Source organism: Pectobacterium carotovorum (assembly GCF_033898505.1).
Lineage (GTDB): Bacteria > Pseudomonadota > Gammaproteobacteria > Enterobacterales > Enterobacteriaceae > Pectobacterium > Pectobacterium carotovorum_J.
This window is the reverse complement of sequence record NZ_JAXAFK010000003.1, coordinates 361700-380322: the sequence shown is the minus strand read 5'-3', so window position 1 is coordinate 380322 and position 18623 is coordinate 361700. Positions and strand designations below refer to the sequence as shown.

At 54.3% G+C, this 18623-nt stretch carries 15 protein-coding genes and 1 riboswitch; of the genes, 4 read left to right on the top strand and 11 right to left on the bottom strand.

All coding sequences use genetic code 11. From position 1 onward, the window contains the following. Positions 1-85: 85 nt before the first annotated feature. On the bottom strand, positions 86-2452 hold the full coding sequence (locus R9X49_RS16385) for a DNA polymerase II (RefSeq protein ID WP_319849398.1): 2367 nt from the start codon (positions 2450-2452) through the stop codon (positions 86-88). Between the two features lie 118 nt (positions 2453-2570). Beyond that, a complete protein-coding gene (locus tag R9X49_RS16380) occupies positions 2571-4151 on the bottom strand; it encodes a sensor domain-containing diguanylate cyclase (protein WP_319849397.1) in 1581 nt (526 codons plus the stop codon). A 430-nt stretch (positions 4152-4581) separates the two neighbouring features. Here R9X49_RS16380 and R9X49_RS16375 point away from each other — a divergent pair, with 430 nt between their 5' ends. After that, positions 4582-5352 carry a DedA family protein gene (locus R9X49_RS16375; protein ID WP_319849395.1) on the top strand — a complete coding sequence of 257 codons (771 nt, stop codon included), beginning with the start codon at positions 4582-4584 and terminating at the stop codon, positions 5350-5352. Positions 5353-5387: 35 nt separating this feature from the next. Here the strand turns inward: R9X49_RS16375 and ilvN are convergent, their stop codons facing one another. Together ilvN and ilvB are read right to left on the bottom strand one after the other, a co-directional pair. After that, complete coding sequence (ilvN, locus tag R9X49_RS16370; RefSeq protein ID WP_039517747.1) at positions 5388-5699, bottom strand: acetolactate synthase small subunit; 312 nt, start codon at positions 5697-5699, stop codon at positions 5388-5390. Between the two features lie 5 nt (positions 5700-5704). After that, positions 5705-7369, bottom strand: coding sequence for an acetolactate synthase large subunit (gene ilvB, locus R9X49_RS16365; protein ID WP_319849392.1), 1665 nt, complete (start codon positions 7367-7369; stop codon positions 5705-5707). An 867-nt stretch (positions 7370-8236) separates the two neighbouring features. Here ilvB and R9X49_RS16360 point away from each other — a divergent pair. Then, the gene (locus R9X49_RS16360; protein WP_319849390.1) at positions 8237-9859 is read left to right on the top strand and encodes a family 43 glycosylhydrolase; all 1623 of its coding nucleotides are present in this window, start codon (positions 8237-8239) and stop codon (positions 9857-9859) included. Positions 9860-9863: 4 nt separating this feature from the next. Here R9X49_RS16360 and thiQ read toward each other — a convergent pair whose 3' ends face one another. The 4 genes from thiQ to R9X49_RS16340 all read right to left on the bottom strand — a co-directional run bounded on the left by thiQ (position 9864) and on the right by R9X49_RS16340 (position 14385). Further along, positions 9864-10574: a thiamine ABC transporter ATP-binding protein ThiQ gene (gene thiQ, locus R9X49_RS16355; protein WP_319849388.1), complete on the bottom strand. Its 711-nt coding sequence runs from the start codon at positions 10572-10574 to the stop codon at positions 9864-9866. Further along, positions 10561-12168: a thiamine/thiamine pyrophosphate ABC transporter permease ThiP gene (gene thiP / locus R9X49_RS16350; RefSeq protein WP_319849386.1), complete on the bottom strand. Its 1608-nt coding sequence runs from the start codon at positions 12166-12168 to the stop codon at positions 10561-10563. Before thiP ends, thiQ begins: the two co-directional genes overlap by 14 nt. After that, a complete protein-coding gene (gene thiB, locus R9X49_RS16345; RefSeq protein ID WP_319849561.1) occupies positions 12144-13127 on the bottom strand; it encodes a thiamine ABC transporter substrate binding subunit in 984 nt (327 codons plus the stop codon). The genes thiP and thiB overlap by 25 nt, the downstream gene beginning before the upstream one ends. An 80-nt stretch (positions 13128-13207) precedes the next feature. Beyond that, positions 13208-13305, bottom strand: a riboswitch (TPP riboswitch). A 174-nt stretch (positions 13306-13479) separates the two neighbouring features. Further along, positions 13480-14385, bottom strand: a complete 906-nt coding sequence (locus R9X49_RS16340; RefSeq protein WP_319849384.1) for a LysR family transcriptional regulator — start codon at positions 14383-14385, stop codon at positions 13480-13482. Positions 14386-14654: 269 nt separating this feature from the next. On the opposite strand from R9X49_RS16340, the gene R9X49_RS16335 reads away from it, so the two are divergent. Beyond that, positions 14655-15584 carry an aromatic alcohol reductase gene (locus tag R9X49_RS16335; protein WP_319849383.1) on the top strand — a complete coding sequence of 310 codons (930 nt, stop codon included), beginning with the start codon at positions 14655-14657 and terminating at the stop codon, positions 15582-15584. A gap of 50 nt (positions 15585-15634) precedes the next feature. On the opposite strand, the gene sgrR is transcribed toward R9X49_RS16335, so the two are convergent. Beyond that, positions 15635-17293 (bottom strand): HTH-type transcriptional regulator SgrR, encoded by a 1659-nt coding sequence (gene sgrR, locus R9X49_RS16330; RefSeq protein ID WP_319849381.1) that lies wholly within the window; start codon positions 17291-17293, stop codon positions 15635-15637. A 90-nt stretch (positions 17294-17383) separates the two neighbouring features. Between sgrR and sgrT the strand changes: the two genes are divergently transcribed. Beyond that, positions 17384-17548: a glucose uptake inhibitor SgrT gene (sgrT, locus tag R9X49_RS16325; protein ID WP_319849380.1), complete on the top strand. Its 165-nt coding sequence runs from the start codon at positions 17384-17386 to the stop codon at positions 17546-17548. 220 nt (positions 17549-17768) lie between these two features. Here sgrT and R9X49_RS16320 read toward each other — a convergent pair whose 3' ends face one another. Beyond that, a complete protein-coding gene (locus R9X49_RS16320) occupies positions 17769-18329 on the bottom strand; it encodes a hypothetical protein (RefSeq protein ID WP_319849379.1) in 561 nt (186 codons plus the stop codon). Positions 18330-18357: 28 nt separating this feature from the next. After that, positions 18358-18585 (bottom strand): hypothetical protein, encoded by a 228-nt coding sequence (locus tag R9X49_RS16315; RefSeq protein WP_319849378.1) that lies wholly within the window; start codon positions 18583-18585, stop codon positions 18358-18360. Positions 18586-18623 lie beyond the last annotated feature (38 nt).

Sequence of the window (18623 nt, the reverse complement as noted above, 5' to 3'; positions counted from 1 at the left end):
AATGGATGACGGTGCGTTCGTCACCCCTCAAACTTGCTGTACCGCGAATTAACCGCTTTCGTTAAAAAACATGAATACGCGTCATTTAAAACAGACCCATCTGGCCTGTAACCAGTGTAGAAAAATCATCATGCAGGAAAGGAAGAATGGCGTCGGCGACCGGCTGGAGCTGGCGTTCGACATAATGCTGATAATCCAGCGGTGAATGCCGGGTTTCCAGCGGTTCGGGGCCGTTGACGGTCATTACATAACTGATCCAGCCGCCGTTTTGATATTGCAGCGGTCGCCCTTGCTGGCGGTTATAGTCATCGGCAATTTTTGCGGCTCTGGCGTGGGGGGGCACGTTGCGCTGGTAGTCATCAAGTCGGCGGCGTAGCCGTTTGCGATAGATCAGCAGATCGTCGAATTCCCCGTTTAGGGTGCGATCGACATAATCCCGTAGCCACTCCTGATACGGCTGTTGCTGAAAAATCAGCAGATAGAGCTGCTGTTGAAACTGTTGCGCCAGCGGTGTCCAGTCGGTCCGCACGGTTTCCAGCCCTTTGAATACCATCTTTTCGCCTTGTGGCGTGTCGATTAGCCCGGCGTAGCGCTTTTTGCTGCCTTGCTCGGCACCGCGAATGGTGGGCATCAGAAAGCGGCGGAAGTGCGTTTCAAACTCCAATTCCAGCGCGCTGGTCAACTGCAAAGTGTCTTGCAGGTGCTGTGTCCACCATTGATTAACGTGCTGCACCAGCGCGTTGCCAATCGTTGTCGCTTCTTCTTCACTATGCGCGTGTTTCAGCCAGACGAACGTGGAGTCGGTATCGCCATAAATGACCTGATAGCCTTGTTCCTCGATCAGCTCGCGCGTTTTGCGCATGATCTCATGGCCGCGTAGGGTGATGGAGGAGGCGAGACGCGGATCGAAGAAGCGGCAGCCTGTGGCACCCAGCACGCCGTAAAAGGCATTCATGATGATCTTCAACGCCTGCGACAGCGGTTTGTTGCTGGTGCGCTTCGCCGCTTCACGCCCTTGCCAGATTTGCTCAACAATCGCGGGAAGGCAGTGCTGTTCGCGGGAGAACCATGCGCCGCGAAAGCCGGGGACGGCGTGCTGCGCGTCTGGATTTTGTGTTCCCACCGCCAGCCCGACCGGGTCGATCAGAAACGTGCGGATGATGGAAGGGTAGAGGCTCTTGTAATCCAGCACGAGCACCGAATCATACAGGCCGGGCCGCGAATCCATCACAAATCCACCGGGGCTGGCTTCAAGCGCGACGTCGCCCAGATTCGGAGCGACGTAGCCCATGCGATGCATGCGCGGTAAATAAAGGTGGGAAAATGCTGCGACGGAACCGCCGCTTCGGTCAGCCGCCAGACCAGTGACGCTGGCGCGCTCCAGCAAGAACGGCAGCAGTTCGGTTTTGTCGAAAATACGCGTGACCAGCTCGCAGTCCTGCAAGTTATAGCGCGCGAGTGCGGGTTTATCTTCGGCAAAGCGGCGGTCGATTTCGTCCATGCGCTGATAAGGCGTGTCGATAGCTTTGCCTTCCCCCAGCAGCGACTGCGCGACAAACTCCAGACTAAACGAGGCAAAATTCCATGTTGCTGACTTGAGCGCTTCAATGCCATCGATAATCAAACGGCCAGTGGCGCTGGCAAAGAAGTGCCCCTGCTTAAAACCGTGTTCCCGCCACTCCAACGCCTGCCCGTTGCGCCCCAGCTTGAGCGGAATGTTGTAGCGCTCGGCATGCTTCTGTAAGACGCGCAGGTCAAACTGCACCAGATTCCAGCCAATGATGGCATCGGGATCGTGCTGCTGCATCCAGATGTTCAGCTTTTCCAGCAGCAGTGGGCGGCTGGCGACGTACTCCAGCGTAAAATCCTCGTGTTCGGCAGGCGTGCCGTTCGGCGGGCCGAGCATGTAAACCTGACGCTGCCCGCAGCCTTCCAGCCCGATGCAGTAAAGCTCGCCGTGGCGGTTGGTTTCGATATCCAGCGACACCAGCCTGAGCGTCGGGCGGTAGTCGGGATTGGGCTTCATGCGGGCATCTGTCAGCAGGCTATCCGACGTGGGAGTACCGCTAAACCACACCGGTGCCGTGATAAAACGCTCCATCAGAAAGCGTTCCGTCGGGCGAATATCCGCTTCGTAAACCTGAACGCCGCCTTCACGCAGCAGTTTCTCCAGTCGCATCAACTGCCGGTATTGTGGGCAATACAGCCCCAGCAGCGGTTGATGATGGAAATCCTGCATGGCGAGCGGTTTTAACTGCCAGCGTTTTTCCTGCTGTAAGAGCGTTCTTGCGCGGGCTTCCTGCTGAGCGGGAATAAAGGCTACGGCCTGCTGTAGCGGCAGACGTACCAGCAGCGGGCCTTCATCGGTGGCCAGCCAGAATTCAACCTGCGTGCCAGCTGGCGTGTCATTCCAGTGGCGGGTCAGTAGAAACCCCTGACGAACCTGAGTCACTAAGCGGCCTTTTATAGCGAGCGGGATAAGAAAGGATAGTAAGAGTAAGTATGGTTATTTATACAGGTGATGTCTAGTATCTAGCGACATCACCTATGATAGAGAAGAGGGATTTGGATTACTGCTCGTTGCCGGAGGCAGAAACCACGCGGTTGCGGCCTTCCTGCTTGGCCTGATACAGGGCCTCATCCGCCAGCTTGAAGGTGCGTTCGATCGACATATCGCTGACGCCCGGTTCCCACAGAGCAACGCCTAGTGAGATGGTGATATTGCCCACGACAGGAATGGTTGATTCTTCCATGCGCTGCCGTAGCCGTTCAGCAATGCTGATCGCGACGTCGAGATGCGTTTCCGGCAGCAAGATCAAAAACTCTTCACCGCCGCTGCGGCACAGGATGTCGGAATCGCGTGAACTGGTGCGAATCAGCTGTGAGAGATAGCGAATAACGTTATCGCCGACATCGTGACCGTAGGTGTCATTGATGCGTTTGAAGCGATCGATATCCAGCGCGATGACCGCAAAACTTTTCTGTCCCATCTGCCAGTAGCGGAGAACGCTATCCAACCCACGGCGATTGAGCAGGTCGGTCATCGGGTCTGAGTGTGCCTCAGAACGTAACTTACCAATTTTGCGCTGAAGTAAATCGATACCCAGCAGCATGGCCTGTTTAAGCTGCGAGGCCTCGAAATACCAGGAGTGAATATTTCTGATGTCGTCGGAGACATCCGTCGCATCCATCTTATTGGCGCTGCGTGCCAGCAGCCACAGCGGCTGAGCGATGAGCCGCGCAAGCAGCCAAACGCAGAAGATAGTCAAAAGCGCCAGAGGGAGCGTGTGGCGCAGCACATTTAGCATCAGACCATCCAGCGGTTTCAGCGTAATGTCGGTTGGACGGAGCGCCACAATCTGCCACTGTGAAGTAGATTCAACGGCGTAGCCCGCTAACATCTTCTCACCCAGATAGTTCAGCATGTGCTGGCTACCGTTATTCTCATGCTGCGCGTCGATATCCAGATTGTTGGTCTCTGTTTTGCCAATCCGCTCGATATCGCGGTGATACAGCATTCTTTTGTTCTTATCGGTGACATAAATATAAGAACCGTCGCGGTAATAATGTTTGTCCAATAATGTATTGAGAACGCTGGGCTGCTTAAGATAGATCGATCCACCGATAAACCCTTTGTAACGGCCATCTCGCGTGAAGATCGGCGCAGATATCAGCACAATGAAGTTATTGGCGGCAGACACATAGGGTTGGCTGATAAGCGGCTGTTTTTCTCTTAAGGCTTCGAGTGCGCCGTCTGTGGTCAGGCTTCTCCCGATTAATTGGAACGTATCGGGTGACGTGGCTCTGACGATGCCTTTTTCATCTGCAATCACAACAGAGTTGAAATTGCTGGTCTGTAGCCGCAGGCGGTCGGCTTCTTTAAGCAGGCTGACCTTATCATCCATCTGGGTGGCGACGATATTGGCGCTGTAGGCTAACTGCTGCTGGGCTTCTTTAAAGAAGGAATGGGTCATCGCCGCGAGTTTGGTGGCGTAAACGCGGTTGGCTTCAAGCGTATTATCAATCAGGAGCTCTCGCTGAACGCGATAGCTGGCATAAAAACTGTTTGCCAGTGTTACCAATGCGCTCGCCACTGCCAAGAGTAGGATAAGACGTCGTAATCCGAAATGGTTGAGTAGTTTAAAAAACATAGTGGCAGTGTGGCACCGTGGCAAAAAATGACCGCTATCATAAGTGTTGAGGCCCGTCGGTGCAAAAGAATTGACCAGAAAACTGTGTTACTGAAGTGGTGCTAACGGCTTGAATTGGAAAATGATATTGCGTGTACTCTGATAAGGGGAATAGTTGATATTTATCAAAACGTACACGCCTTGTGCACCCGCAGGCGGCGATCGCTTCAATGCCTGATAGATAAATAGCACTACATATTTTCAGCAGGATATTGCCAGGTTTTGTACTAACAGGCCGGGCTCACTGCCGCCTGAGAGACGGAATCAGACGGCAACTCGGTGTACTGGATTTTTACATGAACCCGAATCGGGTGGTGGAGTAAAATCAGGAGTTGACGGCTTCTGCTATGATCCAGACAATCCTTGTTTTTATAAAATACGGGTAGGTTTTATGGAAGCGTGGCTGGATCATCTGGTTACCCAATCGCTAGCGTATTCACTGATCGCCGTCATGCTGGTTGCCTTTCTGGAATCTCTGGCTCTGGTGGGGTTGTTGTTGCCGGGAACGGTGATGATGGCAACGCTGGGAGCGCTGATTGGCAGCGGACAAATGGGGCTTTACCCGGCATGGGCGGCCGGGATTATCGGTTGCCTGCTAGGAGACTGGATTTCCTATTTTATTGGCATGCGTTTTAAGGCACCGCTGCATAACTGGTCCTTCCTGAAAAAGTACCAGGCGTTGTTGAGTAAAACCGAATATGCCCTGTATCAACACCCGATGCCGACGATATTGATCGGGCGTTTTGTTGGTCCAACGCGCCCGCTTATTCCGATGGTGGCGGGGATGCTGGGGTTACCGCCTTATAAATTTGCCGTGCCGAATATCATTGGCTGCCTGCTGTGGCCGCCGGCCTATTTCTTACCCGGCATTCTGGCCGGCGTTGCGATTGATATTCCCGCGGGGACGAACAGTGCTGGATTCAAGTGGCTACTGCTGATAACCGCCGTTGTGGTATGGGGTGCTGGCTGGCTAAACTGGCGCTGGTGGCGCAACGATAAGCGTAAACATCGTGACTGGTTTAGCAAAAAGATGCCGCTCAGACGTCTGCGCTGGGTCGCACCCGCGGTGTCCGTAGCGGCGGTTGCAGCGCTGTTCATGCTGATTCAGCACCCGCTGATGCCGGTTTACCGTCATCTGCTGTGGCAGGTGTTAAACGGGTAAGGGTGGGCAGGCCGGGAAAAACCCGGCCAAGCCAGCTAGCAGTAAAACTCGGCGACCTGCTCGAAAATACGCATTTCTTCACCGTGACGACGTACCTGAAGGACGTCTTCCAGCTTTTCCACCTGACTGATCATCTGCGGTAGCCGCTGGTCATCTTTGACAAGTAGCCAGATGCGGCTTTCTTCACCATTGGCCAGCGGCATACACAGAATGCCTTCCACGTTAAATGCCCGGCGGGCAAACAGGCCGCAAACGTGTGACATGACGCCGGGGTGGTTGCGCACAGAGAGTTCTAGCGTGACCTGATTTGAAGTTGGTTGTGTTGACGAAGTTAGTTGAGTTGACATAGTCATTAATCTCCGATCATATCGATGTTCGCTGCGCCCGGTGGCACGATGGGTAACACTTTTTCATTGGCGTCAATCAGTACGTGGATCAGCGCAGGACCCGGCTGATTGAGCGCTTCTTGCAGGGCGGCTTGCGGATCGGCTGCTGCATTCAGATCGCAGGTTGCAAAGCCGAAACCTGCGGCAATCGCGAGGAAATTGGTACTGTAACGGTAATCGGCAGCGAAGATGCGCTGCTGGAAAAACATATCCTGCTGCTGGTGAACCAGACCGAGTGACTGGTTGTTCATCAGGACGATTTTTACGTTGAGCCCTTCTTCTGCCGCAGTTGCCATTTCCTGAATGTTCATCATCAGGCTGCCATCACCCGAGAAGCACACCACGGTGCGTTCCGGCTCGGCCAGCGCAGCGCCAATCGCCGCAGGCAGGCCAAAGCCCATCGTGCCAAATCCGCCGGATGTCAGCCACTGGCGCGGACGACGCAGCGGATAAGATTGGGCCACCCACATCTGATGCTGGCCGACATCGGTGGTGATGATCGCATCATCCGTCAGCGCCCGCGCCGTGGCCTGCACCAGACCATAATGGCTTAAGGGATCGTCAGCATTCGGCATGTTGAACGGGAATTCCTGTTGCAGCCCACGGACGGTGGTACGCCAGACGTCACGCTGCTGCGGCGTAATATGCGGCAGCAGCTGGTCCAGCGCCTGCGCGACATCCGCGTTGATCGCCACATGTGGTTGACGGATCTTGCCCAACTCGGCGGGATCGATATCGATGTGAATGATGCTGGCCTGCGGGCAAAACTGTTCTGCTTTACCAATCGCACGATCGTCAAAACGCGCACCCAGCACAATTAACAAATCTGCCTGCTGCAAGATCAGATTGGTTGATCGTGCGGCGTGCATACCCAGCATGCCGAGCGACAGGGGATGATCGACGGGCATGGCACCCAGCGCCATCAGCGTCATGGTGGTTGGCAGGCTGGAGCGTTCCGCCAGTTGAACCGCCTGTTCGTGCGCGGCGCTGCTAATGATCCCACCACCCAGATAGAGAACCGGACGCTGAGCTGCGTTAATCATGGCTGCTGCTCGCTCGATCTCCTGTTGAGGGATGGCGGGTGGCGTATCGAGAGGAAAGACGCCCGGCAGTTCGCTCAGCTCAATGGTCGCGTTCTGGATGTCTTTTGGAATATCGATCCACACCGGGCCGGGACGACCCGACTGCGCGATGCGAAACGCTTCCGGGATCACGCGCGGCAGTTCGTTGATATCGCGAACCAGATAGTTATGTTTGGTGACGGGAATAGAGATGCCGTAGGTATCGACTTCCTGAAACGCATCGGTGCCGATCATGCCAGAAGGCACCTGGCCGGTGATACACACCAATGGGATCGAATCCAGTTTGGCATCGGCAATGGCGGTGAGCAGGTTGGTCGCCCCCGGGCCGCTGGAAGCCATACAAACGGCGGCGCGACCGCTGGCGCGCGCCATGCCTTGCGCCATAAACCCGGCACCTTGCTCGTGACGAGCCAGAACGTGACGGATAGTCTTACTTTGACCCAGTGCATCATATAACGGCAGAGCCGCGCCGCCGGGAATGCCCGCTACGGTGGTGATGCCCTGCTGTTCGAGCAGCCGAACAATTAACTGAGCGCCTGTATAACGCATGCTTACATCCTTCATCAGGGCCGGTGCGGTGTCGGAGCGGGGAGGGTAAAAACAAGAAACCCCGCTCGGCTGGCGCCGGCGGGGTTTGAGAATCTTCGATTCGGAACCCGTTACGGCGCGCTGCCGACGACCACGACCACGACTGCCACGCGCACGACGACGACCGCGTCAACATGCGCGGTGCTTAGTAGTGCTGAAGTGGAAGAAGAGTAGTGCGTCACGGGAATCCTATTTATTTATGTTGAGTTATTTATGTTGAGTTTATTTGCGTTAGTGATGGCTGGGCGTTGTATTTGAATGTGTCATCAGCCTATCGCCAATTCATATAAGCACAGCAGCACAAAAAGACACAATACCTACAAGGTATAAAAACTGAATATGTCGAATTGGTCACAGTATACCCGTCATACTTCGAGTTGCATGTGCGTTGGCTGCGCTCAAATACTCGGCCCGTCGTGGGCCTCGCCCTGAAGGGCCGCTGCAAGCAGCGTTCAAATCTGCTCCCAGCAGATTTGTCACCCGAATCACTTACTTGAGTAAGCTCATCGGGATGAAATGAGAGACATCCCGTCTCTCACCGAAGGCCAGCCGTTGGCTGGTCAAATTCGTTCCCGACGAATTTGTCCCTCACTTGCCGCGTTATTCGGCCTATGGCCTCACCCCTTCGGGGTCAGCGCAAGCGCTGTTCAAAACGCTACGTTTTGTCCTGAAACTCGAATTATTTAGGGTATATATTGGTATTTTACCGCACGATTACCGCTTGATTTTTCGCCGCAGAACCAGAGAAGCGTGACTGTTTTCACAATTGGAACAGGGTTTCAATGTTATAAATTATAAAATAATCATTGGGATAGTGGGTGGTGATAAATGGGTGTGTCCCGGGCGGTAGGGAAAGGGGTATTGAGCGGTATCTTACTGATGGCAATGGGTATCGGCACGACGATGGCCTGTCAGGCTGGCCCTGCCAACGAATGGAAACGGGGTATTGAACAGCAGCGCCAGGCGGATTTGGGCAATGGCTGTTATCTCAACCCGATTATTGCGGGCGATCATCCTGATCCTACGATTATCAAGGATGGTGATGACTACTACATGACGTTCTCGTCATTTGACGATATCCCCGGACTGCTGATTTGGCACTCGCGCGATTTAGTGAACTGGCAGCCGCTTGGTCCGGCGATCACGACACCCGTTGACGCGATCTGGGCGCCGGATTTGGTGAAACACGACGGCAAATATTATATCTACTTCACCACAAACCGGATTATCGACGCCAAAGGAACGAAAAAGAAAACGCTGTATGTGATTACCGCCGATGATATCCACGGCCCGTGGACGCCGCCGAAGGATACCGGATTGAAAAATCCGGCCAGCGATCCCGGCCACGTTGTGGGAGAGGATGGCAAACGTTACATCTTTATGTCTGGTGGCAATCGCGTGCAATTAACGGACGATGGGCTGTCGACGGTCGGTGACATGGAGGTGGTCTATCAGGGATGGCAGTATCCGGAAGAATGGGATGTGGAAAGCTTCTCGCAGGAAGGGCCGAAGATGCTGCGCCACGGCGATTACTTCTACATGGTGCTGGCGGAAGGCGGAACGGCCGGGCCGCCGACCGGGCACATGGTGATTGCCGCGCGCTCCAAATCAATCAATGGGCCGTGGGAAAACTCCCCGCATAACCCGATTATCCGTACGCAGGATCGTTCAGAAAAGTGGTGGTCACGCGGCCATGCGACGCTGATCGAAGGGCCGGATAAAAACTGGTATATGGTGTATCACGGTTATGAAAACGGCTTTATGACGTTGGGGCGGCAGGCGATGCTGGAGCCGATTGTCTGGGGTAATGATGGTTGGTTCACATCTGCTGGATTTGATACCGGTAAACCGATTCGCAAACCGGCAGGGGGCGAAGCGGTGCCGCACGGTATCGGCTGGTCTGATAGCTTTACCGACGAGAAATTTCCGGCTCGCTGGCATTTTTACCGCGCCAATGCGGAAGAGCTAAAACGGGTTACGCTCAGCGACGGCAAGCTGCACCTGAAGGCCAAAGGAACGTCGCCGAAGGACAGCGCGCCGCTGACGATGATCCCCGGCGATCAGGCTTACCAAATTGAGGTCACGGCGAATTTCGCCCCCGGCGCACAGGCTGGTTTGCTGCTGTTCTATAACGCGAAGCTGTACGTCGGGCTGTCGTTTAATCAGGATGGCACAGTCATGCACCGCTATGGGCTGGAAAGAGCGGAGAAGAAACTGCCGCACATCACTGGCAATGAGGTGCAGATTCGGATGAAAAACGATCGTCATATCGTGACGTTTTACACCCGAACGTCGGATCAAGAACCGTGGAAGAAATACCCGGTGCAGATGGAAGTCTCCGGTTACCATCACAACGTTGCGTATGACTTCCTCAGTTTGCGGCCTGCCTTGTATGCGTCGGGCGAGGGAGACGTGACGTTCAGCAACCTGCGCTATCAGGCTTTGCCTTAACGCTTCAATCCGAGGACGGGCGTGAAATTCCCAGGATGGCGGCTGCCTCTGCGCTGCCATCCTGTAGCGCCTGAGTCGGCCCGTCATAATAAATCTGTCCGTCCACGATCAGCACCGTACGTTTTGCGATCCGCATGGCATCATCCAGATTGTGGGACACCATCAGCAGCGTGAACTCACGCTCCTGACACACGCTTTCAACCAGATCGAGCATTTCCTGACGCAGCGCCGGATCAAGGGCTGAGAAGGGTTCATCCAGCAGCAGTATGGGCTGGTGACGTACCAGACAGCGTGCCAATGCTGCGCGCTGGCGCTGCCCGCCGGAAACCTGCGACGGCAGACGATCCAGAAGATCCGCCAGACCGACCTGATCGGCGATCTGCCGTAGCGTTTCACGCTGTGTAGCACTGAGACGCAGGCCGGGATGGAGCCCCAGTGCGATGTTCTGCCCAATGGTCAGGTGAGGAAACAGGTTATTTTCCTGAAACAGAATCGAGACCGGCCGCTTGGCGGGAGGCGTCTCGCGGTGAGGCTCACCGTTAAGCCGTAATTCGCCGCTGTCAGCCATCAGGAAACCGGCAATCAGATTCAGCAGCGTACTTTTCCCTGCGCCGCTGGGGCCGAGGATGGCGATGCGTTCGCCCGGTTTGACGTGAAAATCAAAACGCATGGGCAAGTGCTGATAAAAGTAGGTCAATTTCTCAAGCGCGATCATGACGGCCTGCCAGTTTCTCAATCAGGGTAAATAACATAAAACACAGCAGCATCAACAGCAGTGCTGTGACCGCACCGTCGGCGCTGCGATAGGAACCAATTTGCTGGTACAGGTAGAACGGCAGCGTGCGGAACTGCTCATTGCCGAACAGCGCGATAACGCCAAAATCACCGATCGACAGCACGCAGGCAAAGGCCAGCGCCTGCGCTAACGGCTGCTTCAGCGCGGCAAGCTCGATCAGCCTCAGCCGCTGCCAGCCGCGAATGTCCAGCGAGGTGCAGAGTCGGTTGTAACGCTCGGCAACGTCCAGCATTGGGTTTTCCAGCACTTTGATCGCGTATGGAATCGCCATCAGTGCATTGGTGAACACCACCAGCGCATAGGGGGATTGCGGTAGCCCGATGCTGTTATTCAGCAGCAGGAAAAAGCCGGTTGCCAGCACAATGCCGGGCATGGCAAGGATGAGCATACCGCTCAGGTTCATCAACTGCCCATAGAGCGGCTTCTGACGTAGCTTGAGCTCGCGGCTGCTCCAGAGCAGCATCATGGTCAGCACCAGACACAGAAGCCCAGCACCTAAGGCAATGCGCAGCGAGGTAAACAGCGTTTGCCAGAGCACAGGCTGTTGTAGCACGGTAACCAGAGAGCGGTTCACGCCATCCACCACCACGGCCAGTAAAGGAGGGACGACCAGTAGCAACAGCGCGCTAATCAACAGACCATCGGTGAGGCGGCTTAATACGCTATCCTGCGGGTTGCGCCAGGCCAGTTGCTGTGTGCTGCCGACGGGCAGAATGCGCCCCAGCCGCTGGCTCAGCAGCACCAAACCAAGGCAGCAAACCATCTGAATTAACGCCAGCAGCGCTGCGCGCGCCGGATCGTAATCAAAGCTTAATGCCTGATAGATAGCCAACTCAATCGTCGTCGCCTGCGGGCCGCCGCCCAGCGAAAGCACTGTGGCGAAGCTGGCAAAGCAGAGCATAAAAATCAGCGCGCCAGTGGGTAAAATTTGTCGGCGCAGGGCGGGCCATTCCAGCAGGCGGAAATGTTGCCAGCTGTTCATGCCCAGATTTGCAGCCAGTTGGCGTTGCTCGGTAGCAATCCCCTCCAGCGACTGCAACAGCAATCGGGTTGCCAGCGGCAGATTGAAGAAGACATGCGCCAGCAGGATGCCCTGCAATCCATAGGGTGAAAACGTGTATTTCAGGCCAAACCAGCCCAGCGCGGAGGCTAGCCAGCCCTGGCGACCGTAAACGCTGAGCAGGCCAAAAACGGCTACCAGTACAGGCAGCACCAGCGTCATCGCGCAGAGGCGCAGCAGCCAGCGGTAGCCGGGAAAGCGTCGTCGATACAGCGCTCTGGCGAGAAAAATGGCCGGAATGGTAGAAAACAGCGCAGAGAGAAAGGCCTGCCAGAAGGTAAACCGAATGACATGCCAGAGGTAGCTGTCATGCCATAGCGTGCGCCACTGGCTTTCGGGGGCCTGTAGCCACAAGGCACCGAAAGCCAGTGCGGCAACGGAGATTAACAGCGTTGTGGCCAGTAGCCCCGGCCACAGACGTCCGCCGATCAGTGGCTGACGGCGCGTTGCCATGCCTGAATCCACTGCGTCCTTTGGTCAGCGACTTCCTGCGCGCTGAACTGCATGGCTTTTTCCGGCACCGCGAGCGTTGCGAAGCCCGCAGGCAGGTCAGTTTTAACCGCCGGGTACATCCAGTTCGTGGTAGGGATCGCCTGCTGGAAGGTTGGGCTCAGGATGAACTGCATAAAACGTTTTGCCAGCTCGGGATTTTTGCTGGAAGCTAACTGCCCGGCGACTTCAATTTGCAGGTAGTGCCCTTCGCTGAAGGTCGCTGCCGCGTAGTTGTCTTTCTTCTCTTCAATGATGTGGTAGGCCGGCGACGTGGTGTAGCTCAGCACCAGATCCGCTTCCCCTTTCAGGAACAGACCGTAGGCTTCGCTCCAGCCTTTGGTGACGGTAACGGTTTTCTTCGCCAGCTTCTGCCAGGCTTGCGGCGCATCATCGCCGTACACTTTCTGCATCCACAGCAGCAGACCCAGTCCCGGGGTGCTGGTGCGCGGATCCTGATAGATCACTTTCCACGGTTCGTTGCTGTCCACCAGCTCATGCAGGCTTTTCGGCGGGTTCTTCAGCGTGTTTTTGTTATACACAAAAGCGAAATAGCCGTAGTCATAAGGAACGAACGTCTTATTGCTCCAGCCGCCCGGCACTGTGACGGCACGAGTGTCCTGATTGTGCGGTGCAAACAGGCCGGTTTGTTCCGCCGCCTGCAACAGGTTGTTGTCCAGCCCCAGAATGATATCCGCTTTGCTGTTCTTGCCTTCCATACGCAGACGGTTCAGCAGCGAGGCACCATCTTCCAGCGCGACGAAGTTCAGCTCGCACTCGCACTCTTTTTCAAACGCGGTCTTGATGACAGGGCCCGGACCCCACTCGGAAGCGAATGAGTCATAGGTATAAACGGTCAACGCAGGTTTGGCGAAAGCCGAAGCTGAGAGCAGTAGCAGGCAAGACAGGCTGGTTTTCAGCACGGTGGCTGAACGCGGTAGTAATTGATTTAACACTTTGCACTCCTGAGAATCATAGGGTGGCAAAGGACTTTGAGGCAGCAATGAGCAGCACTCTCAAATCCCTTCGCCGGTATTAACCGGATCAGGTTCGACGGGTATCTTCTCAGCGAAAAAATCTTCCGCACCCCGTTGAGAACGGCACATTGTAAAGGGTTAAGCCGCGCAGCGAAAGGCTCTCGGCGTTCCGGCGGTGCAAACCAGGCGGATTTAAAATCAAACTAGCCCTATATGCTCGTTCAGATACTGCGGTGTGACAGCAATACGCTCACAATTTCGCTTAACGTGACGGCTTTTGTGTCCTATTTGTGGTCATTCACCATTTTGCTGACTCTTGTTCGATTAGCGCTGTACACCAGTCGATAAAGGCGCGGATCGCGGGCGAGAGGTGGCGGCTTTGTGGGTAGAGAATGAAAATAGGTTCAAGCGGGGCATCGATATCAGGAAGTAGCCTGACAAGATGTCCATCAGCAAGTTGCTGGCGCACCATATAGCTGGCAATGCGTATTAGCCCCAGACCGGCTACACCCGCGGTAACATAGGCATCGGTGTCATTTACGCTGATCTGTGCTGCTATTGGAATCGCTACGGTGCGCGTTCCATCGTGAAAATCCCAGCGAGTTGAACGACCTGTCCGGCTGTGGATATATCCTACTGCGGCGTGCTTGTTGAGCGACGCTAACGTTGTTGGGTGTCCATGCTGTTCAAGATAGCGTGGAGACGCGCAAATATACCAATGGAACGTACCGAGGTGGCGTGCGACCAAGCGCGATAACGGTGGTTCTCCGGTTCTAATGACGCAATCGATACCATTCTGAACGATATCCACCGTGGCATCACCCAACTGGAAGTCCAACTTTATTCCCGGATAGCGCTCACAGAAGCCGGACAGTGCTGGAATAAGGAAGTTTTTGACCAGAGAAGGCGTCGCCCCGATTCTGATCGTCCCATGCACTTCTTCCTTTTGCTGTGCCGTCATGTTTTCCACTTCGTACACGTCACGCAAGATCGCTTTGCAACTGTCGTAATAGCGCAGGCCAACATCCGTAATACTGAGTGCTCGCGTCGTGCGGTTGAGCAGCCGCGCCCCAAGGTGTGATTCAAGTTCCTTGATACTGCGCGTGACGGTGGATGGCAGAACATGCATTGTTTCTGCCGCTTTTTTGAAACTACCCGCATCGACTACACGGATGAATATTTCCATAGCTTGAAATCGATCCATTCGATGATGTCTTCCTATTTTGCGATGAAACGTTGTGCTCGTTGATAAGGCGACCATATCACTTAATTGTTTGAAAAAATCAAATTATTAAGTGATGTGGCTGAATCTTATCATGCGCGCATTTTTGTATAACATAACACCCGTTATTCGGATTTTCCCACGTTTCAAACTGTGTGGAAAAAACAGAGACAGGTTGAAACACGACATGCGCGGGGATGCTTACCACTCCCTTTGATAGAGATAATTTGAAATTTTTAAGGAATTAAGAGATGAATGACAGCGGAACAGAGTTGAAAGATATTCTTGTGCTTGGCGCAGGACAGCTTGGTATGGCGGTATTGCGTGCTCTCGCACCGCGTGCCCGAGCCTCGCAGTTGTCGGTTACGGCACTCGTCTCGCCAGACACAATTAACGATCCATCGGTGCATGATAGGGCAAGACTGACCGAACTCCGTGCGCTAGGGATTGACGTTGTGGGATTCGACCTGGTTTCTGATGAACACGCCCTGACAGAGCTTTTCAGGAATTATAAGACGGTATTGAATTGTTCGGGATTTGTGGCAGGGCCGGGCACTCAGTTGAAAATAACCAGAGCGGTGTTGGCTGCTAACGTTGCGCGCTATTTCCCTTGGCAGTTCGGTGTTGACTACGATGTCGTTGGTCGGAACAGTGGCCATCCGGTTTTCGATGAACAGTACGACGTAAGGCAGCTGCTACGCAGCCAACTGAGTACCGAATGGGTGATCGTTTCGACCGGCATGTTCACGAGCTTCCTGTTTGAGCCTGCTTTTGACGTGGTGGATCTGGAACGTGAAACCCTTCACGCCTTGGGAAGTTGGGATACCAAAGTGACAGTGACGATCCCCGAGGACATTGGCTGGCTCACTACGGAAATTTTGCTGGCTGAACCCCGATTGGCTAATGAGGTTGTCTACGTGGCAGGTGACACGATCTCATACGGGCAACTTGCCGATGTCGTTGAACGTGTGACGGGGAAAGTGTTTAAGAAGGACGTGTGGACTCTGGACAAACTGCGTACGGATTTGAAGGTTGCTCCAGATGACGTAATGGCGCGCTATCGGGCAGCGTTTGCTTTGGGAGAGGGAATGTGGTGGGACAAATCCGGTACGTTCAATGAACGTACCGGTTACGAGACGGTTGATGTCGAGCATTTTTTACGGATGCATGTGCAAAAATAGACAGAAGAGTGCGGCGCGATTCACTTGGCCCCGCACTTTTTCAGAGACAGTCAGCGTTCCGGCGGTGCAAACCAGGCGGATTTAAAATCAAACCAGCCCAGCATATTCATCCTGACGCCGCGCATACTGCGCTGCCCCTGAAGTTGCAGCCAGTGGTGCAGCAGAGGGTGCAGTTGACCGCTGGCAATCAACTTTTCACACCATTCCGCCATCGGCAGCGAATGATTACGCCACTGCTGTGCATCCGCGTGCAGATCGTCATCCAGACAGTGCTGCACCAGTGGGAGTTCGTAGAGCATCGCGAACAGAGAGAATTCGAGCGGCAAATAGCAGTTCACGCTGCTAAACCAGATATCGCTCTCGGCGTTACCCTGATACCAGTCTTCGTAGCTGACCGTCTGGACACGCAGTGTGACGCCGTGCTGTGCCAGCAGCGTGCGCATGATCTCGCTTAATATCCGGTATTCAGGGTGTTCATGATAAAAAGTCAGCGTAACCTGCGCCAGCCCTGCGGGAATAGGCTGGCGTTCGTCTGGATGGTGATGATGCCAGCGTGGCAGCAGACTGTAAGCGGGGGACCAGTCACGCTGGTGGCTGTCATCAGCGTGGCTGAGTAGCGAAATCGGGTTAAAGACCTGCCAGAGCCAACGGCGGATCTCCGGGCGTTTGGCCAGCGGTGAACGCTTATCGAACAGCAGGAAATAGCAGCCTTCTTCCATCCGGCTTTCCAGCTGTTCATGGCGAGAATCGTCGGACTGAAACTGGACGGAGACCGGCATTTCTTCCGGTTCGTCCGGGAGGACCCAGATGTTGACCTCATCAATCAGCGCCCGGTAGCCAAAATAATCATCGAAGGCGCGAATCTTCAGTTGATTGCTGTTATTACGCACCACGGCGTAAGGGCCAGTACCAATCGGGTGTTGGGAAAAATCCGGCAGCGTTTGCCATTCCTGCGGCAAAATCATGGCGTGCACGCTGCCCAATAGCCACGGCAGCCACTTATCCGGGCTGCTCAGCCTGATATCAATCACAAACGGCATTGGTGACGTGACAGATTCAAGATGCGAAAACTGCGGCCATGCGGTGAGACGCGTGAGGGAGGCAATGACGTCGTCCATCGTCAGTTCACGACCGTGATGAAAGCGGATAGCCGGACGCAGATAAAAGCGCCAGTGCAGCGGTGCCAGCATTTGCCAATGATGAGCAAGATCGGGTTTCAGTTCCCCATTTTCCTCATTTATATTGGTCAGCCCGCTAAAAATTTGCCGCGCGATATGCATTTCTGAACGGCGCAGCGCCGAACCGGGTTGCAGGTTGCGTAATGGGCGGTAATAGAGAATACGCAGAATATGTTTTCCCTGCCGGAAACTCCGTCCAAGATGGGCAAGTAACATCTGGCGTACCGCTTCTTTATCACCGACCAACTGCACCAGTTGCTCAATGCGATCCTGTTCCAGCAGATCCTCGGCGCGCTGCTGCTGTAGCGCTAATCCGGTATACACAAACGATAGCTGAGAGCGTTTTCCCCTTCCGGCTTCGGCCTGCCAGACGAGCCAGCCTTCCTGCTGCATCGCGTTCAGCAGTGAACGGATATGGCGGCGGGAACAATTCAACACCCCAGTTAGCTCTTGCAGCGTAGTGTCGGTGGTTTGCCCCTGAAAGTGTTGCCACAGGCGGATGAACTGTTGTTGCAATCGAGGGGAAGACATAAAAGAGGAACTCCCTGCGCTAAAGTCATCAATTTATCTTTCCCTATATTACGTCGATACTTTCCAACAAGGAAAGAGAGGAGGTGGCTTATGGCGATTTCCCGTTTGTACCAGTTCTATCAAACCTACTTATCGACCTGTAAAGCGAAGTGGTTTCGGTGGATGTCTACCCAACAGCGCATTGCATTATTGCAGCAGGCGACGCAGTGGCACCTGAAAGACATGCCTGAGGACGAGTACCGTCATTGGCTCTAGGTGGTGCGAAACAATTTATTCTGAGTAAACAATTTATTCTGGGTAAACAATTTATTCTTAGTAAAACAATGTATTCTGAGTAATGGTGATGTTTCACCAGCCAGCGAATTTTTCGCTGGCTTTTTTTATGGTGCTTACCTGCCGCCATATTTTGGGTGATTGCGGCATTTTGGGTTTCTTATGAAGAGTTTGTATGGCAAGAGGATATCAGCAGCGTTGGTCAAGTAATGATTTGTTCACGTAACGGCTTGCCTTCGCTGAGCAGTGCACAATAACGTGCCAATTCGTCCTGCTGGCGTGCATTGCGTATCTGTAAGGCCAGATTAATCGTGGCAAGCTCCCGGGCGTTGTCGGCTAACTCTTGTGGGATTTTTTTTTGTTTGGCCAGCCAGTCGGCGACATCGCTCCATTCCCACAGCGGCGATGTACCGCGCAAGCGTTGGACTGGAGAGGGGAAATCACCCGTACCGCGTTTTCCATCTTTGAGAAGCGCAATCGCCTGACGCGACAGCGCGGACAAGGCCGCGATATCACTGATCCCAACCCAGGCTGCATCGACGGAGTGGACTCTGGCCTGAATGCCTGCGGACTCGATATCATGAATAGCGCTGATGACCGCGGTAGAAAAACGGGGACTTTCTCGATCAAATTCGAGATAGACGGCGCTGCCATAGAAGCAGATCAGAGCGTCGCCGCAGCCGCTGGCAAAAAGCGCATCTTCCAGCCCAGCCGTATCTGCGGAAACGCCCGCTAGCGTGAGAGAAAAGTGATATGTTGTCATAAATTCCTCGGTAAGCCGTATATATCTTCTATTGTTTCAATATTGTCAGGCAGTTATCGACGTTGCGGCGGATTTGCTTTGCGTGATTTTCCGGGACTGATGGCGTGGACCAAATACTCATCATATGGGTACTGTGGTCCGGCGTGCCGCAGATAAGCCTGCCAAATGCATGCCCGTTGCTGGGATAAAAATGCCAGCCCTGCGCTAATGCGTATTCAATGGCTGCCTGAATATGCTTGTTTGGGTGTTTTTTCATCGCGATATAGGATCATGGTATGTTTTAATGTTGACAGA

What these genes read in the sequence shown, in the direction of transcription:
- thiP (WP_319849386.1), bottom strand. Translation starts at nt 12,168, where the DNA reads ATGGCAACGCGCCGTCAGCCACTGATCGGCGGACGTCTGTGGCCGGGG.
- R9X49_RS16380 (WP_319849397.1), bottom strand. Translation starts at nt 4,151, where the DNA reads ATGTTTTTTAAACTACTCAACCATTTCGGATTACGACGTCTTATCCTA.
- R9X49_RS16340 (WP_319849384.1), bottom strand. Translation starts at nt 14,385, where the DNA reads ATGGATCGATTTCAAGCTATGGAAATATTCATCCGTGTAGTCGATGCG.
- R9X49_RS16375 (WP_319849395.1), top strand. Translation starts at nt 4,582, where the DNA reads ATGGAAGCGTGGCTGGATCATCTGGTTACCCAATCGCTAGCGTATTCA.
- sgrR (WP_319849381.1), bottom strand. Translation starts at nt 17,293, where the DNA reads ATGTCTTCCCCTCGATTGCAACAACAGTTCATCCGCCTGTGGCAACAC.
- ilvN (WP_039517747.1), bottom strand. Translation starts at nt 5,699, where the DNA reads ATGTCAACTCAACTAACTTCGTCAACACAACCAACTTCAAATCAGGTC.
- thiQ (WP_319849388.1), bottom strand. Translation starts at nt 10,574, where the DNA reads ATGATCGCGCTTGAGAAATTGACCTACTTTTATCAGCACTTGCCCATG.
- sgrT (WP_319849380.1), top strand. Translation starts at nt 17,384, where the DNA reads ATGGCGATTTCCCGTTTGTACCAGTTCTATCAAACCTACTTATCGACC.
- R9X49_RS16360 (WP_319849390.1), top strand. Translation starts at nt 8,237, where the DNA reads ATGGGTGTGTCCCGGGCGGTAGGGAAAGGGGTATTGAGCGGTATCTTA.
- ilvB (WP_319849392.1), bottom strand. Translation starts at nt 7,369, where the DNA reads ATGCGTTATACAGGCGCTCAGTTAATTGTTCGGCTGCTCGAACAGCAG.
- R9X49_RS16315 (WP_319849378.1), bottom strand. Translation starts at nt 18,585, where the DNA reads ATGAAAAAACACCCAAACAAGCATATTCAGGCAGCCATTGAATACGCA.
- R9X49_RS16320 (WP_319849379.1), bottom strand. Translation starts at nt 18,329, where the DNA reads ATGACAACATATCACTTTTCTCTCACGCTAGCGGGCGTTTCCGCAGAT.
- R9X49_RS16335 (WP_319849383.1), top strand. Translation starts at nt 14,655, where the DNA reads ATGAATGACAGCGGAACAGAGTTGAAAGATATTCTTGTGCTTGGCGCA.